Annotated in this window: 16 protein-coding genes and 1 tRNA gene; 7 read left to right on the forward strand and 10 right to left on the reverse strand. The window is 63.3% G+C overall.

Annotated features, from left to right (window positions below):
• From kdpA to EN914_RS04155, 5 genes are all read right to left on the reverse strand, one after another.
• On the reverse strand, window positions 1-1278 hold a 1278-nt coding region (kdpA, locus tag EN914_RS04130; protein WP_127389006.1), incomplete at its 3' end, for a potassium-transporting ATPase subunit KdpA.
• A 20-nt stretch (window positions 1279-1298) separates the two neighbouring features.
• Entirely contained in the window at window positions 1299-1388 is a 90-nt protein-coding gene (locus EN914_RS04135; protein ID WP_032808122.1) for a K(+)-transporting ATPase subunit F, read from the reverse strand.
• 452 nt (window positions 1389-1840) lie between these two features.
• A complete protein-coding gene (locus EN914_RS04145; RefSeq protein ID WP_013529642.1) occupies window positions 1841-2143 on the reverse strand; it encodes a DUF982 domain-containing protein in 303 nt (100 codons plus the stop codon).
• 261 nt (window positions 2144-2404) lie between these two features.
• On the reverse strand, window positions 2405-2629 hold the full coding sequence (locus EN914_RS04150) for an alkylphosphonate utilization protein (protein ID WP_013529641.1): 225 nt from the start codon (window positions 2627-2629) through the stop codon (window positions 2405-2407).
• Between the two features lie 112 nt (window positions 2630-2741).
• Window positions 2742-2831: transfer RNA gene (locus EN914_RS04155), tRNA-Ser, on the reverse strand.
• A gap of 361 nt (window positions 2832-3192) precedes the next feature.
• On the opposite strand from EN914_RS04155, the gene EN914_RS04160 reads away from it, so the two are divergent.
• The 7 genes from EN914_RS04160 (at window position 3193) to EN914_RS04190 (ending at window position 11644) form a co-directional block, all read left to right on the forward strand.
• Entirely contained in the window at window positions 3193-3948 is a 756-nt protein-coding gene (locus EN914_RS04160) for a hypothetical protein (protein WP_206527178.1), read from the forward strand.
• A gap of 239 nt (window positions 3949-4187) precedes the next feature.
• Window positions 4188-5174, forward strand: a complete 987-nt coding sequence (locus EN914_RS04165; RefSeq protein ID WP_013530837.1) for an ABC transporter permease — start codon at window positions 4188-4190, stop codon at window positions 5172-5174.
• A gap of 66 nt (window positions 5175-5240) precedes the next feature.
• Window positions 5241-6269, forward strand: coding sequence for a sugar ABC transporter substrate-binding protein (locus EN914_RS04170; RefSeq protein WP_013530838.1), 1029 nt, complete (start codon window positions 5241-5243; stop codon window positions 6267-6269).
• An 82-nt stretch (window positions 6270-6351) separates the two neighbouring features.
• Window positions 6352-8475, forward strand: a complete 2124-nt coding sequence (locus tag EN914_RS04175; RefSeq protein ID WP_024501552.1) for an ABC transporter permease subunit — start codon at window positions 6352-6354, stop codon at window positions 8473-8475.
• Window positions 8472-9521: a hypothetical protein gene (locus EN914_RS04180; RefSeq protein WP_024501551.1), complete on the forward strand. Its 1050-nt coding sequence runs from the start codon at window positions 8472-8474 to the stop codon at window positions 9519-9521. The genes EN914_RS04175 and EN914_RS04180 overlap by 4 nt, the downstream gene beginning before the upstream one ends.
• Entirely contained in the window at window positions 9521-11017 is a 1497-nt protein-coding gene (locus EN914_RS04185) for a sugar ABC transporter ATP-binding protein (protein WP_013530841.1), read from the forward strand. Before EN914_RS04180 ends, EN914_RS04185 begins: the two co-directional genes overlap by 1 nt.
• Window positions 11018-11236: 219 nt before the next feature.
• Window positions 11237-11644, forward strand: coding sequence for a carboxymuconolactone decarboxylase family protein (locus tag EN914_RS04190; RefSeq protein WP_024501550.1), 408 nt, complete (start codon window positions 11237-11239; stop codon window positions 11642-11644).
• Window positions 11645-11648: 4 nt separating this feature from the next.
• Here EN914_RS04190 and EN914_RS04195 read toward each other — a convergent pair whose 3' ends face one another.
• The 5 genes from EN914_RS04195 to EN914_RS39840 all read right to left on the reverse strand — a co-directional run.
• Window positions 11649-12536, reverse strand: a complete 888-nt coding sequence (locus tag EN914_RS04195) for an amidohydrolase (protein WP_024501549.1) — start codon at window positions 12534-12536, stop codon at window positions 11649-11651.
• Entirely contained in the window at window positions 12536-13672 is a 1137-nt protein-coding gene (locus EN914_RS04200; protein ID WP_024501548.1) for a VWA domain-containing protein, read from the reverse strand. Before EN914_RS04200 ends, EN914_RS04195 begins: the two co-directional genes overlap by 1 nt.
• Window positions 13673-13871: 199 nt before the next feature.
• A complete protein-coding gene (locus EN914_RS04210; protein WP_024501546.1) occupies window positions 13872-14753 on the reverse strand; it encodes a MoxR family ATPase in 882 nt (293 codons plus the stop codon).
• 7 nt (window positions 14754-14760) lie between these two features.
• Window positions 14761-15765, reverse strand: coding sequence for a xanthine dehydrogenase family protein molybdopterin-binding subunit (locus tag EN914_RS39835; protein WP_013530846.1), 1005 nt, complete (start codon window positions 15763-15765; stop codon window positions 14761-14763).
• A 1-nt stretch (window position 15766) separates the two neighbouring features.
• The coding region (locus tag EN914_RS39840; protein WP_164778652.1) for a xanthine dehydrogenase family protein molybdopterin-binding subunit at window positions 15767-16964 on the reverse strand (1198 nt) is incomplete at its 5' end.

Consider the following 16964-nt stretch of genomic DNA (forward strand, 5'->3'; position numbering starts at 1 on the left):
GCACAATATGGCCAGCATCGCCATCTTGACCTCCTTGGCCTCGATCTTCTTGCCGAGATATTCGGGCGTGCGACCGACCATCAGGCCGGCGACGAAGACGGCGACGACGATGTACATCAGGATGCCATAGAGGCCCGCGCCCACACCGCCGACGATGACTTCGCCAAGCTGCATGTTGATGATCGGGATCATGCCGCCGAGCGCCGTGAACGAGCCGTGCATGGCGTTGACAGCGCCGCAGGAAGCGGCCGTGGTGATGACGGCAAACAGCGCCGACAAGGCGATGCCGAAACGTGTCTCCTTGCCCTCCATGTTGCCGCCGTCGATGCCCAGCGCATGCACCAGCGGGTTGCCGGCGGCTTCCGCCCAGTAGCAGATGGCGACACCGGCGATGAACATGACGCCCATGGCCGAGAGGATCGCCCAGCCCTGGCGCTGGTTGCCGATCATGCGGCCGAAGACATTGGTCAAGGCGGCGCCGATGGCGAAGATCGACACCATCTGGATCAGGTTGGAGATCGCGTCGGGGTTCTCGAACGGGTGCGCGGCATTGGCGTTGAAGAAGCCGCCGCCATTGGTGCCGAGCATCTTGATGGCCACCTGCGAAGCGACCGGGCCGACGGCGATGGTCTGCTGCGCGCCTTCGAGCGTCGTGGCGTTGACATAGGCGCCCAGCGTCTGCGGCATGCCGAGCCAGACATAGGCCAGCGTCAGCACGACGCAGAACGGCAGCAGCAGATAGAGTGTGGAGCGGGTCATATCGACCCAGAAATTGCCGATCGACTTGCCCGATGCGCGGGCAAAGCCGCGGATCAGCGCAATGGCGATGGCAATGCCGGTGGCCGCCGAAACGAAATTCTGCACCGTCAGCCCGGCCATCTGCACGAGATAGGACATCGTGCTCTCGCCACCATAGTTCTGCCAGTTGGTGTTGGTCATGAAGCTGGCGGCGGTGTTGAAGGCGAGCCCAGGCTCGACCGCTGTCATGCCGGCCGGGTTGTAGGGCAGGCTGCCCTGCAGGCGCTGCAGGGCGTAGAGCACCAGGAAGCCGGCAAGGTTGAAGAGCAGCAGGGCGACCGCATAGGTGGTCCAGTGCTGTTCCTCGCGTTCGCTGGTTCCGCAAACACGGTACAGCCCGCGCTCGAGCGGGCCAAAGACGGGCGAGAGCAGCGTCCGGTCGCCGTTGAAGACGCGGTGCATGTAGCCGCCGAGCGGCTTCACCAGCAATATGACGATCCCGCAATAGACCAGGATCTGTATCCAACCGTTCAGTGTCATGGCTGTGGCTTTCCGTGCCTTCAGAAGCGTTCTGGACGAACGAGGGCGTATGTCAGGTAGGCGAGCAGGAACAGCGTAACGCCGCCACCAAGAATATAGTCGACGATCATTTTTTCAGCCTCGCTCTAGAGCGCGTCGCAAGCTTTTATGTAGACGAAGCAAAGGGCAAAGAACAAAATTCCGATTCCGATAACGGCCATATCCATTGTTTTTATTCCCTTTGTTCTTTTGTACTTTGCGAACTTGACAGGAGAGTTCGCAATATATCGAAAGTGTCCCGTCGCATCTTTGGCGACGAAACCGAATGTGTTTTCTGAAGGGAATATGGACCCGATCGCCATAAAGGTTCGAGACGGGGCGCAGTGGAAAGAAATAGGAATTTCATAAAGATTTTTGCGCGGGCTCTTCCCAACACTCCACGCAGGGATTGTCGCGCAAGACACGCGGCCAGCCACAGGATTGCGATTTGCTTGCGAACTGCCGGAAACGGGAAAGCCCGGCTGGGGGTCAGCCGGGCCTTCTATGGTGGTGTGGCTTTAGCCGCCACGGAGGGTATCGATCTTCAGGCGGCGTAGCCGCCATAGCCACGCGCAACGGCGTGCACGCCCGCCACCGGCTCGAGGTCCGGCCACAGGATACAAGAAGCTTGCGCAAACTGGACGAGCGCGTGGCGGGCCTGCTCGATGGTCACATAGCCTGGGATGGCGAGTTCACATGCTTCCACCGCGTTGCGGTAGAGCGGGCCGCGGCGGGAGGTCGTCCAATTGGTGAGGAAGTCGTGCATTTCGGCCAGCGACGCAATCTCGCGCTTGAAGCCAAGGCCGACCGAGAGTGCGACCGGGGAATGAAACAGCTTGTCGTGCATGAAGCGGGCTCCTGGTTTTTTTGCGCGCTTGGAGAGATATCCGGGCGGATCCGCGAACGGGACGCCGTGAAACGCGCAATGAGGCCGGAGGTTCCAGGTTTGGGTCTTGGCGGTTTTTTGATTGTGCCTGGTCGGCGAAATTATCAATTTCGCAGCGCAACGATCGCGTGCCGGACGCTCAACGGCTCCGCAGTCCACTTGGCGACGGCAGGCTCTCCAAAATCCCGAGGGAGCCATCGAGATCGCTTGCCGCCCTGACGCTCACGCCTTCTTCACGAACTCGGTCTTGAGCACCAGGCCTTTCACTTGCTTGGTGTTGCATTCAATCTCGCCGGGATTGCCGTTCAGGCGGATAGCCTTCACCAACGTGCCGCGCTTGATCGTTTCCGAAGTGCCTTTGACTTTGAGGTCCTTGATCAGCGTGACGGAATCGCCGTCATTCAATTGAGCGCCATTGCTGTCGCGCACGATTACATCGTTCGGCATGCCATCTCCTGTGATTGGCAGGTTTTTAGGGCAGAGCGCGGCGGGATGTTTACCGCCCTGCTTCGCGCAAAGGCTCGGGCTTGTCCTGCGAAGCTCGTAGAGCGAAGCAGGATGGCGGAGAGAGCGGGATTCGAACCCGCGTTACGGTCTCCCGTAAACACACTTTCCAGGCGTGCGCCTTCAACCACTCGGCCACCTCTCCGTCCATGCATGTCGCGTCGGCCGGTTTTGCCGCGCGGGTTGGGGAGATGCACCTCCCTTGGGGAAAGACGGAACTTTCGCCATCGGCGTCGCCAACCAGCAAACGCCTTCCCCTGCACCTGAGCCGTCGAAGCAACAGGCGCGGGGCTCATCTAGTCGATCCGACGGCGAATGCCAAGCCATAACGGCAGTCTATTCGCTTTGCCGGCCACACAGTGTTTCACGAGGCCGCCGGCATGCCCGTTTTTGCGGGCGCCGCCGCTGCAATGGTGTGCACAGGCAGGACCGCAGGGACGGCCGCCCTTGACTTCCCCCGGAGTTGCCTGTCGGGTGCCGAGGCTTTGCGGGGGCATTGTGCGGACATGACATCGAGCAATGGACAGACGCCAGTCAGGCGGCCGGACAGCGGGCTGTCCTTCGTGCCGGTGGGCTGGCTTGTCTTCGTCATGGCGTGGTCGGTCTACGGCCTGATCTCCGTCTGGCCCGCGGTCGGCGCCACCGGCCTGCCAGACAGCGTGCTTTACCTTATCTATGGCGGGCTCGTCGTCGACATCGTCACCATCCTGTGGGGGCTTTACCTGCTCGGCCTCGCCTTCGGCCGCTCGGCCCGCTTCCCGCGCCAGTTCACGATCTGGCAGATTGCCATAATCGTCGGGCTGCTGGTCATCCATGCCTATGCCCCTACGGTGCCGGGATTCGTCTTCTCGGGCCAGGCGCTTGTCGTCACCGGCGCCGAAATCGCCATCGGCGCGCTCTGCATCTATCTGCTGCGCCATGGATCCGAAGCCGATGCCGTTTATGTCAATCCGAAAACCGAGAGCCCATCGGCCTTCGTCTCGGTCATCGCCGCGCTGCTCGGCATCGTCCTGGGCGCGGTCATCGGCGCCGTGGGCGGATTCGCCATCGGCTCGGTGATCGCCGATGCCACCGAGATGAGCTGTTTCGAGGGCGCCTGCGGCTATTTCGCCGTGTTCACCGGCCTGGCCGGTCTGGTGATCGGCGCCATCGGGCTGGTGGCGGCGTTGCGTTTTCTCGTGCTCCCGCCATGTGCGGGCGCGGAGGTTTCCGGGCACTCGCCGGGAAATTCAGATCGATTTTTCCGCCTGATGCGGAGATAAATTCCGTCCTGTCCCTTTGCCTTGGTGCAGCGCTTTCGCGTGCGGCCGCAATGGCGCAACCAATTGCCAAAAGCGCAGAGTTTTCCGCGCATTGCGCCAGCTTCGGTAATCGATGCGTCCACTCGATAAATATCGCAGCCGGCCTGGGTTCCGGGCGCGGATTCATTTGACGAACCGGCGTTGGGCCGATTAGCGTTCTTTCCAGGGATGGCAGCGCTGCCATCGGGGCAAACGCAGACATGAACACCATCGGCTGGCCAAATTTCAGGAGCCTGAACCAGGAAGGCATTGTCTTTGCCATCGCCGTGGTGCTGTTCGTTGCAGCGGCTATAGGCCTGCCAGGCTTCATCGACCCCAACAATCTCGTCGCCATCGTCCGCTCCGTGTCGGTGCTGGGCATCCTTGCGCTCGGCATGGCCGTGGTCATCATCGGCCGCGGCATCGACCTCTCTGCCGTCGCGATCATGGCGATGTCGGTCGCCTGGTACCTGCAACTGCTGAATTCGGGGACGCCGGACGGGCTTGCCTTCGCCTATGTGCTGGCCGGTGTGCTGGCCATCGGCCTGCTCAATGGTTTTCTCGTCGCCTATGCCGACGTGCCGGCGATCTTCGTGACGCTGGCGACAGGCTCCTTCGTCTTCGGCTATGTACGCTCGCAACTGATCACGCAGGATGCCGTGCCGGTGCCGCAGGGCCATTGGGTCGAGTTGCTCGGTGGCCTGCGCTTCCTCGACATTCCCATCGAGGTTTTCGTCTTCGCAGGGCTGGCCTTCCTGTTCTTCCTGTTCCTGCGCTACACCAAATGGGGCCGCTATATCTATTTCGCCGGCGATAATCCGGTGGCCGCCCGCAACATCGGCATGCCGGTGCGGCCGATGCTGGTGCTGCGCTATGTGCTTTCCGCCTTCGTCGCACTGGTCGCCGGCCTGCTGACGGCGGCCAGCCTGCATTCGATCAATACCCGCGTCGTCAATTCGACGCTGCTCTACGATATCGTGCTGGTGGCGGTTATCGGCGGCATCGGCCTGTCCGGCGGGCGCGGCGGGGTGCGCAACGTGCTGGTCGGTGCGGCACTGATCGGCATCCTGCTCAACGCCATGACCATCATCGACATTCCGCTGCTCTACCAGAACCTGATCAAGGCAGCGATCCTGCTCGGCGCCATCATCGTCGACGGCATCATCAATCCACGTGACGAGCAGACCGCCCAGCAGGGCGACATTTAGACCTGAACTGCGGCGGACGGTTGGGGCCGGCCGCTGATAACAACGACCAAAGCAAAAGGATCCGACATGAAACTGATCAAGACACTCATGGCCGCCGCCACGGCGCTCGCTGTCACCGCCTTCGTGGCGCCAACCTTCGCCGCCGACGATCCGGGCCCGGCTGCGTACGCGCAGGCGCTCAAGGGCAAGCGCGTCATGCTGGTGCCTCTGGCAATGGGCTTCGACCTGGCGCAGGGCTGGGCGCACTATCTGAAGACCGAAGTCGAGGCCTGGGGCGGCGTGTTCGAGACGCGCGACCCGAACTGGGTCGTCGATGCCGGCGCGCAGGCGATCACGGACGCCATCTCCTCGGACACCAGGCCGGATGTGCTAATCATCCACGCGCCGGACCTCAACTCCTATTCCAAGCTGATGAAGAAGGCGCAGGCCGCCGGCACCTATGTCATCCTGGTCGACAATCCCGCCAACTTCCCGGCCGACGCCTTTATCGGCAGTGACTGGGACCGGCTTGGCCAGCTCGAGGCCGAAGCGGCGATCAAGGGCTGCGGCCCGAACTCGTCGAAGAAGATCGGCCTTGTGCAGGGTGACCAGGCGAACTCCTCCAGCCTCTATCAGTATGCCGGCATCATGAAGGTGCTGGACAAGAATCCCGACTTCAAGGTGGTGGCCAAGCCCGATTCCAACTGGGATGCGACGACCTCGCGCAACGTGACGACGACGATGCTGCAGCAGAACCCGGATATCTGCTCGATCATCGATTTCTGGGATGGCGACGCCACCGGCGCGTCCGCCGCGATCCGCGATGCCAAACTCGACGGCAAGGTGTTCCTGGTCACCACCGGCGGCGGCGAGAAGGCGGCCGATTGCGACAAGCTGGTCGACGGCACCTATGGCGCTGTGGTGATGACCGATCTTGCTCGCCAGTCGGGCGACATGAACGCCATCATCAAGTTCCTGCTGCAGAGCGGCCAACCGGCCGGCACCTCGCACACCTACATCTACACGCTGGAGAAGGCGACGACCAAGGCCGACCTCAAGCCCGACAGCTGCTGGGACCTGAAGGCGCTGCAGGCACAAGCGGCGGCGGCAAAGTAAACCGCACCTTTTCGACTGAAGTACAAGCGAGGTGACCGGAAGGATCCGGTCACCTCGTCCCCTCATGGAATAGCAGCAGCCGATGTCCTTTCGCGAACGCCTCCAGTCCTGGCGCTACAATCTCGTGCCCGACCATGTCGTCGGCGAGATACTGACCAAACGCTGGACCGACAACGCCATTCCGTTCCTGGCGCTGGTGGCGACATTGGCGACCTTCGGCTCGGTCATTCCCGGCTTCTTCAAGCTGACCGCTTTGCAGGAATCGACCCGCCAGCTCGGCGAGTTCTCGATGGTCGTCACCGGCATGACGGTGGTGATGCTGGGTGGCGGCATCGATCTGTCGGTCGGCTCGATCTTCGCGCTGTCGTGCTTTTCCGCCGTCTATGTCTTCTTCATCCTCGAACAGTCGATCTGGCTGGCGCTGGCCGCATCGCTCGCCACCGGCCTCATCTTCGGCGCCATCAACGGTTACCTCGTCGGTTATCTCCGCTTGCGCGCCTTCCTCACCACGCTGGTGACCTTCATCTTCGGCCGGGCGCTGTTCGACATCCTGGTCACCACCTATGCCGCCGATGTGCAGCTCTCGACCGCGACATCGGATGTGCTCGACTTCATCGGCGACAGCACCTTCTGGGGGCTGTCCGTCTCGGTGTGGCTGGCGATCATCCTGGCCATCGTCACTCATATCGCGCTGACGCGTTCGCGGCCGGGCTGGCACGTGCTGGCGGTCGGCGGCTCGAGGCGCTCGGCGCATAATGCCGGCATCCGCGTGCGTCGCACCGTGTTCATGACTTATGTCTTTTCCGGCTTCTGCGCCTCGATCGGCGGCTTCCTCATTGCTTGCCGGCTGAGCGGGGCAGGGCCGGGAACCGGCCTCAACCTCGAGATCATGGCGCTGACGGCGGCGGTGGTCGGCGGCGTCAGCCTCGGCGGTGGCCGAGGCTCGGTGATCAAGGGGCTGATGGGCGCCATCATCGTCTTGACCATGACCAATGGGCTGATCCGGCTGGGCTACGGCACCGGCACCAACCAGATGGTGCTCGGCATCATGTTGGCGGTGGCGGTGACCATCGACATCCGCTGGCTGAAGAACCGGCACAAGGTGCTGAATGAGGTCTATGTCGCGCCGGTCTATCTCAAGATGGGCGAGACACAGTCGGCCGCACCCGGCTCGGGCACGCCATACGAACTCGACAACAGGCTGTCGGCCGCAGAGCATATCGGGCTTGGCGAGCTGGAGGGGCCGGAAGACGTCATCCTCGACCGCGACGACAATCTCTATTGCGGCACGCGTCATGGCGAGATCGTCCGCTTCTTCGCGCCGGACTATGTCAGGTCGGAGGTGTTTGCCCACATCGGCGGTTTCCCGCTGGGGCTGGCCTTCGACAAATCAGGCAATCTGATCAGCTGCGTCGGCGCGATGGGTCTCTATTCGGTCTCGCCGGATCGGGAGGTCAAACGCCTCTCGGCGGAGACGTCGCGCTCGTGGACCTCGATCGTCGACGATGCACGGCTGCGTGACCCCAACGACTGCGATATCGCACCGGACGGCCGCATCTATTTCACAGATTCAACTAAGCGATATGACGCCCACGATTGGGCGCTGGATTCGATCGAGAACCGTGCCACCGGCCGGCTGCTGGTCTACGACCCGAAGGACGGTTCGACGAAGACGCTGCTCGACGGCTATCGCTACACCAACGGTGTGTGCATGGCGCATGACGGCAAGTCGCTGTTCTTCGCCGAAAGCTGGGCCTGCCGCGTGCACCGCTACTGGCTGGAGGGGCCGAAGGCCGGCACCGCCGAATGCGTCATCCGCGACATGCCGGGCTATCCCGACAACATCAACCGCGCTTCCGACGGCAATTACTGGATGGCGTGGCTTGGCATGCGCACGCCGAGCTTCGACCTGTCGCTGCGCCATCCCGACATGCGCAAGCGCATGACGCGCCGGCTACCGCAGGACGAATGGCTGTTTCCCAACATCAACACCGGCGGCGTGGTGAAATTCAATGACAGGGGCGGCATCGTCGAGGCGATGGGCGACCTCACCGGCGGCGCGCACCCGATGGTCACCTCGATGCGCGAGCACAAGGGGTATCTGTTCGTCGGCGGCATCCTCAACAACCGTATCGGCCGCTACAAGATTGCAGGCGCCGACCCGAACTGGACCAGCCCCGCTTCCTATTGGGGAGCAAAGCCATGATCCTCGACCCGGTGCTCGACCTGTTCCGCGGTAAGGCGGTGACCATCCCGCCGCTCGACGGCGCTTTTCGCCCCAATACGCGGCTGGATGATGCGCCGGCTTTTGCCGAGCTGACGGAACCGGATAATCTGCTGGTTGCCGGTGACAGGCTGCTGGTCTCCAGCGGCAACGCCATCCATTCGATTGCTGCTGGAGCGCAACCTGTCGTGGTCGAGACCTTTCCGTCTGCCGTCACCGCGCTGGCGCTGTCGCCATTGGGCGAACTGACGGTCGGGCTGGAAAGCGGCAAGTTGCTGATTGGCGGCAGCGACGTTTCACTGCCGGCCGGGATCAGCTGCATCACCGCACTAGCCTATGCGGATGACGGCACGCTGTGGCTGGCCAACGGCTCGACCGAGCATGCGCCATCGCAATGGGCCGCCGATCTGATGAAGAAGGGCGTGTCCGGTTCGCTCTGGAAGCGAGGCGCCGCAGGCGGTGATTTCCGCAAACTCGCCGGCGACATTGCCTTTCCCTACGGGCTGCATCCTGTCGGCGAGGATCTGCTGGTTAGCGAAAGCTGGCGTCACCAGCTTGTTCGCTTCGATGGCGCTACCGGCAACCGCTCGACGGTGCTTGCACATCTGCCGGGATATCCCGCGCGGCTGTCGCCGTCCGCCGATGGTGGGGCGTGGCTGACCCTGTTTGCGCCGCGCAACCGGCTGATCGAATTCGTGCTGCAGGAAACGCATTACCGGCAGGACATGCTGAGCCAAGTGCCGCCGGCCTACTGGATCGCGCCGGCACTGGCGTCCAGCCGCAGCTTCCTCGAGCCGCTGCAATGCGGCGGCATCCGCACCATGGGCATCCACAAGCCGTGGTCGCCGAGCCGCTCCTATGGGCTGGTGGTCAGGCTCGACCAGAAGATGCAGCCGCTGTTCAGCCTGCACAGCCGCGCCAACGGCACGCGTCATGGCATCTGCAGCGTTGCGGAAAAGGACGGCCGGCTGTTTGTCGCCTCCAGAGGCGGTGACTGCGTGCTGGCGATCGATGCGGGAGGTCTTTGATGGAACCGATCGTTCGGCTGGAAAACGTCACCAAGAATTATCGCGGCGTGCCCGCGGTGAAGAACGTCAGCTTCGAACTGCGCAAGGGCGAGATCCACGCGCTGCTTGGCGAGAACGGCGCGGGAAAATCGACGCTGACCAAGATCATCGCCGGTGTGGTCGATGCCACTTCGGGCAAGATGTTCCACAAGGGCCAGGAAATCGCCTACGCCTCGCCGCACGCAGCGCTTGAAGCCGGCATCGCGATGGTGTTCCAGGAGACCAGCCTGGTGCCGTCGATGACGGTGGCGCAGAACCTTTATCTCGGCACCGAAAAGTTCCTCAACCGGCTGCGCGGCACCTACATTTCAGCGCAGCAGTTCCTGCAGTCGCTGAACTTCCCGGTCGACCCCAACGCCATGGTGGCAACGCTGGGTGCGGCCAAGCGGCAGATGGTCGAGATCGCGCGCGCCGTCCACCACAATGCCGAGATCATCATCTTCGACGAGCCGACGGCGACGCTGACGCCGGAGGAGAAGCGGCACTTCTTCGCGCTGATCCGCCGGCTGAAGGCGGGCGGCGTCTCGATCGTCTTCATCAGCCATGCGCTGGAAGAGGCGCTCGATATCGCCGACCGCATCACCATCCTGCGCGACGGCGAGCTGGTCATTACCGACGACACATCCGCCTTCGACCGCGACAGGATCGTTTCCGCCATGGTCGGGCGCACGCTATCGGGACAGATCTACCGCCAGCGCGACGAAGCGAAGCTGCGCAAGGCGGGCAAGAAAGTGCTGTCGGTGCAGGACATTTCGATGAGCAATGTCGTGCGCAACACCTCTTTTTCGATCTTCGAGGGCCAGATCACCGGCGTGTTTGGGCTGATCGGCTCCGGCCGCACCGAGACATTCAAGATCGTCTCAGGCATCTACAAGCGGGATTTCCTGCGCGGCGGCGCGATTGAACTCGATGACAGACCGGTGCGCTATCTCGTGCCGAGCGAAGCGGTGGCCGACGGCATCGTCTATGTCACCGAGGACCGCAAGAGCGAAGGCATCTTCGAGACGATGGGCATTGCCGAAAACCTGTTCGGCGGACTGCTGGCGGCGGGCCGCGAAAAGGCCTGGGTGATCAACACGCAGGAGATGCGCGCGCTCTCGGCCGAATGGACGAAGACGCTGAACATCAAGGCAATCAACGACAATGCGCGCGTCGTCGAGCTGTCAGGCGGCAACCAGCAGAAGGTGGTGATCGGCAAGGGGCTGGTGCAGAAGCCGCGCATCGTCATCTTCGACGAGCCGACACGTGGCGTCGATGTCGGCGCGATCGCCGAGATCCACCAGATCATCAACCGGCTGGCCGATGAGGGGCTGGCCGTCGTCGTCATCTCGTCCTACCTGCCGGAGATCATGAACCTGTCCGACCGCATCCTGGTCTGCCGCCAAGGGCGTATTGTGGAGGAGTTTTCGCCGGCGGAGGCGACGGAGGAGAAGATCATGTATGCGGCCGTGCATTAGATTCAGGTGAGGCCGGCCTGCAAATGGCGGTTTCCTGCGCTTCCGGTGCTCACGTACGAAAAGTACGCTCCGCTCCGGTTCTCGGAACTCACCATTTTCGACTCGGCCTGACCTGAATCTAGACGCCGGCGCTGGAAAAGTGAATCGGACGAGTGGATTGGCCGCAATTGCTCAAGACCTGATTCAATTCACGCAACGATCCAACGAAGGAAAAACCCCATGGCCACCACAAAACTCCTCAGCGATGCCGAGGTCGAAAAGATTCCCGCCGTGAAAGCCGTGTTCGACGACATCCGCGCGACGCGCAAATCCGATTTTATCAACAATTTCTGGCGCGGGCTGGCCAATGATCCTTCGGCGCTGAAGCGGATCTGGGAACAGTTGAAGGTGGTGATGGTCGCCGACAGCGCCATCGATCCGCTGACCAAGGAGATGATCTACATCGCGGTGTCGACCGCCAATGGCTGCTCCTACTGCGTCCACTCGCACACGGCGGCAGCCCGCGCCAAGGGCATGACCGATGCGCAGCATGGCGAACTGGTGTCGATCATCGGGCTCGCCGGCCAGACCAACCATCTGGTGACGGCGATGCAGATTCCAGTCGATCCGCAGTTCGAGGTGAAGTGAGGCGTCACACCGGCCGGTAAACCTTCTCCGCCGTGTTCCAGAAGATATCCGCCTCGGCCACCGCACCATGCTTGGCCACCGCGTCGCGGTGCGCCTTGATCAGCTCAGCGTGGCTGGTCCACAGTTTCTCGATCGGGAAGTTCGAACCGAACATCAGATGGTCGGCGCCCAGGATATCGATCGCGTTGTCTACGACATAGGCGATCAGCAGGGGATCGTTGCGGTGGACGAAGGTGCCGAGGCCCGACAGCTTGGCGTAAAGATTGGGCGCCGCCGACAGCGTTCGCAGGCCTGCCTTCCAGGCCTTGGTGTTTTCCGGTTCCATGCCGGTCAGCATGCCTGCATGGGTGAGGATGAAATTCGTTTCGGGGTTCTCGCCGACCAGCGTCAGGCCGTCCTTCATTTGGGCGGGGAAGAGCTGTAGGTCGAAGGACAGGCCATAATCCTTGAGCCGCGCCACATTGGCGCGCACTTTCGGGTCGATCATCTGATCGGCGGAGGCGGCGAAGCGGAAGGCCGGGGTCTCGTGCCAGTGCAACTGCATGCGCACGCCGCGCAGCAGCTTGTATTTCATCAAGCGATCGATCTGAGGCCTGATATCGTCGACGGTCATGTCGGTGTAGCCGACGATGGCATGCGGCCAGCCGGTTTCGTCGGACGTCTTCTGCAGGAAAGCGACTTCCTTCTCGAAATCCTCCTTGGCCCAGTTGGTCTGGACGTAGACGGCCTTCTCGACGCCTGAATCCCTCTGGTCTTCGAGAAATTCCTCGATCGGATAGTCGCGCCGGATCGGTTCGTAGGGGCCGAAGATGCGCGGCACCATCGGTCCGACCAGCCATGGCTGGTCCTGTTGGCGCCAGATGTGGAAATGTGCGTCGATGGTTTTCTGCATCATGAAACCCTCTTCCAGATTGTCGCCGCCGCCGGAGCAGGGCGGGCGAGCGACAGGATGAAATCGGTGAGACCGGCGAGCGATGAGCCGTCGACCAGATCGTCGAGCGCGGGGAGGATGGCGCGCAGTGCCGCCGTCGCCGGCCGGAAGCGCGGATCGCCGGCCAAGGGTGTGGCCAGCGACAGCCGGAAGGCGCGGGCGCTCAGCCGCCGCATCGCCGTCTCCAGTTCACCATGGTCGCCCCGCTCCAGCGCGTCGGACAGGATGACGATTGCGGCACCGCGTGCAAACGACGAGAAGCGCGGCACCGAGAGGAAAGCGAGCAGCGTCGGGCCCATGCGGGTGCCGCCGTCCCAATCGTCGACCTGGGCTGCGGCGCGGGCCAATGCCTGGTCGCGGTCGCGGATGCGCAATGCCGCGGTGATGCGGGTCAGCCGCGTGCCGAAGGTGAAGATTTCGGCGCGGTCCGCGCCTTGCACGGCGGCATGCGCCAGCTTGAGATAGTCTGCGGTGTGCAGCTTCATCGAGCCGGAAACGTCGATCAGCAGCAGCAGCTTGCGCGGCACGGTCTGGCGGCGGCGCAGCAGCGGCGAGGGCACGTCGCCATCGGCGCTGACGATTTCCCGCAGCGACCGGCGCAGATCGAGCTTGCCGCGCGAATGCGTGCGCACGGTGCGGAACGAGCGGCGGGCGGGCAAGGCTGAAGCGAGCCTGCGGCGGAAAGCGGCAAGGTTGTCGTCGTCGCGCTTGAAATCGCGGGTACTCAGTTGTTCGGCGCCGGAAGAGAGTTCGCCACCTTCCTGATGGCTGATGACCTCGATCTCTTCCTGGCTCGCACCGCCATCATCCTTGATGCGGGTTTCCTCGTCGGCGTCGCCTTCGACCACGGCGGACCTGTTGCCATAGAAATGGCTCTGGAAATGCGCTTCGAATTCGTCGCGGCGGTCGGGCGGCGGCGCCAGGGTGGCGAGGGCCGCCTCGCGGATGTCGGCCATCGAGCGTGGACCGAGCAACGTCACCGCCTGCATGAAGCCGGAGACTTGCTCGGGGGCTATGGCAAAGCCGTAGCGGCGCAAGAGCCTGGCAAAACCCAGGAATGGCGAGGCGGCGCGGGGGAGGCTTGTTTCCCGCATCATTCTGTGTCGCCCCCCTCTGTCCTGCCGGACATCTCCCCCTCAAGGGGGGAGATTGGCAGCTTCGGCGCTTCGCTCTGTTCGGCGACGTCAGCGATTAGCGAAAGCGGGGATGACATCCGATCTCCCCCCTTGAGGGGGAGATGTCCGGCAGGACAGAGGAGGGCGCTGTCCCGCCAGCCTTGCGAAATGACCTCCCGCGTCACGCCAGCGCCTCCTCGACGATCCGGCCAAGCTCCGGTGCGATGTAGGAAAGGTCTTCCTCGTCCTTGATCAGCACGCCGATGGCGCGGCGGAAGGCTTCCGGCCACGGGCTGCCGCCCTTCTCCAGGATGGTGGCGGCATTGGCCCATTCGACGGCCTCGGCGATACCCGGCGGCTTGGCCAGCGGCCGGGCGCGGATGGTCTGCACGGCCGCCGCCACCGCGCGCGCCGTTACCTCGGCCACATCGCCGGCGCGCAGCATGATGATGGCGGCCTCGCGCTCGGCGTCGGGATAGCCGATCCAGTGGTAGACACAGCGGCGGCGCAGCGCCTCGGCAAGCTCGCGGGTGCGGTTCGAGGTCAGGATGACGATCGGCTGTGCCGTGGCGCGGATCGTGCCGCGTTCGGGAATGCTGATCTGGAAATCGGAGAGGAATTCCAGAAGCAGCGCCTCGAATTCATGATCCGAGCGGTCGATCTCGTCGACCAGCAGCACGCGCTGTTCCGGCGCTTTCAGCACCTGCAGCAGCGGCCGGGCGATCAGGAAACGGTCCTCGTAGATGTCGATCTCGTGCTCGCCGGCGTGGCGAATGGCGAGCAGCTGGCGTTGATAATTCCATTCGTAGAGCGCGTGCGCGGCGTCGACGCCTTCATAGCATTGCAGCCGCACCAGATCGCGGCCGAGCAGCGCGGCGATCGCCTTGGCCGCTTCCGTCTTGCCGACGCCTGGTGCGCCTTCGAGCAGCAGCGGCTTCCCCAGCCGGATCGCCAGGAAGATCGCGGTCGCAAGACTGTCGTCGGCCAGATAGCGCGAGGCGGCAAGATGCTGCGCCACCGCCTCCGGTGAGATTGCGACAGTCTCGGCGCTTGTCCCGTTCATTCCAGCCTCAGTTCGCCGCTTGCGCCTTCAGCGCGCGCAGGACGCGCTCCGGCGTGATCGGCAGCGTGTCGATGCGCACGCCGACAGCGTCGAAGACGGCATTGGCGACCGCCGGGATCTGCGGGTTGGCGCACATTTCGCCCGGCCCCTTGGCGCCGTATGGCCCGTCCGCCGATGGCCGCTCCAGCACGATGATCTCGGTCTCGGCGAGGTCGCCGGGGCCGGGCATCAGATACTGGTTGAAGTCCGTGCCGCCATGGTCGCGGTTGGGATAATAGGGCTCGGTCGTCTCGTAGAGCGCATGGCTGATGCCCATCCACGAACCGCCGACCAGTTGCTGTTCGACCATTTTCGGGTTCAGCGCGCGGCCGATCTCGAAGACGTTCTTCACCGTCAGCACGGTGACCTCGCCGGTCTCGTCGTCGACCTCGACCTCGGCCACGGTGCAGGCATGCGCGTAGCAGGTCGATGGCTTCATCGCGCCAGTCTCTTTCTCCGGATAGGAGCGCGGAATCAGGAACATGCCGCGGCCCGAGATCGAGCGACCGCGCTTGAAATGCGCCGACAGCGCGACATCGAAGATCGAGATCGATTTTTGCGGGGCGCCCTTGACCAGGATGTTGCCCTGGCCGTCTGTCTCGAGATCGGAGGCGTTCACCTCCAGTTCCTCGGCGGCCACTTCCAGCATCACCTGCCGCGCTTCCCTTGCCGCCTGGATGACGGCGTTGCCGGCGCGGTGCGTACCGCGCGAGGCGAAGGTGCCCATGCAGTGCGGGCCGGTGTCGGTGTCGGCGGTGTCGACGACGACGCGGTCTGTCGGCACGCCGATGGTCTCGGCGCAGATCTGCGCCATGATTTGCTTCATGCCCTGCCCGAGATCGACCGATGACAGCGTCACCATGAAATTGCCTGTCGGCGTCGAGTGCACCAGTGCCTGCGTCGGGTCACCGCCGAGGTTCATACCGGTGGGATAGTTGATCGCGGCAACGCCGCGTCCGCGCCTGATCGCCATCTCAAGCTCCCTTCGTATAGGAGGACATCGCCATGTACCTTTCCGCCACCGGCCAGTTGGCGGCGCGCGAAGCTTCCTGCATGCATTCGATCAGTGCGGCGCCCTCTGTCGGCTGGCGGTGCGCCTTCATGTCGCCGTCGCGATAGGCGTTGATGAAGCGGAATTCGAGCGGGTCCATGCCGATCAGGCGCGCCAGCTTGTCCATCTGCACCTCCAGCGCGAAATCGCCGATGGTGACGCCGAAGCCGCGCATGGCCGACGACGGCGTGCGGTTGGTGTAGACGCAGTAGGTGTCGATCCAGACGTTCGGAATAGTGTAGGGGCCGGGATAATGCCCCGCGCCCTTCTGCGCGCCATAGGGCGAGTGGCGCGAATAGGCGCCGGCATCGGTGTATCCGGTGACCTTGCGCGCGACGATGCGGCCATCTTTCATGACGCCGTCCTTGATGACGACCTTTTCAGCGGCGCGCGGCGACGAGATCTGCATCTCCTCCTCGCGGCTGTAGATAAAACAGACTGGTCGTCCTGTTAGTTTTGCGCCGAGGATGGCGATCGGCTCGACGATGACGTCGACCTTGCCGCCAAAACCGCCGCCGACTGTGCCGCCGACGAAATGCAATTTGCTGCCCGGCATCTGCAGGATGATCGAGGTGTTGTCGAGCGTGAAGAACATCGCCTGCGTGTTGGTGTAGCAGGTGAAGCGGTCATTGCCCTCGGGCGCCACCACGCAGCCGGTGGTCTCGGTCGGCGCGTGCTCGATCGGCGAAGACTGGTAGCTCTGCTCCAGTATGTGGTCGGCGCCGGCGAAGCCCGCCTCGACATCGCCGAAGCGCACCTTACGGCACTCGCCGCTATCATAGAGGTAATAATTCTGGCCGTGATATTCGTTGACCAGCGGCGCGTCGGGTTTCAGCGCCTCTTCCATGTCGAAGACGGCCGGCAGCACCTCATAGTCGACCTTGACCTTGGCTGCGGCCTCTTGTGCCGCTCGCTCGGTTTCGGCCAGCACCGCCACCACGGCCTCGCCCTTCCAGCGCACCTTGCCGTCGGCAAGCACCGTCTCGTCCTCCGGCCCGATCTGGATCAGGATCAGGATGGTGTAGACATTGTGCGGCACGTCCTTGGCGGTCAGAATTTTCACCACGCCCGGATGTTTTTCCGCCTCCGAGGTGTCGATCGAACGGATGCGGGCATGGTGA

It is taken from the genome of Mesorhizobium sp. M7A.F.Ca.CA.001.08.2.1, assembly GCF_003998455.1.
In the GTDB taxonomy this organism is placed as follows: domain Bacteria; phylum Pseudomonadota; class Alphaproteobacteria; order Rhizobiales; family Rhizobiaceae; genus Mesorhizobium; species Mesorhizobium ciceri.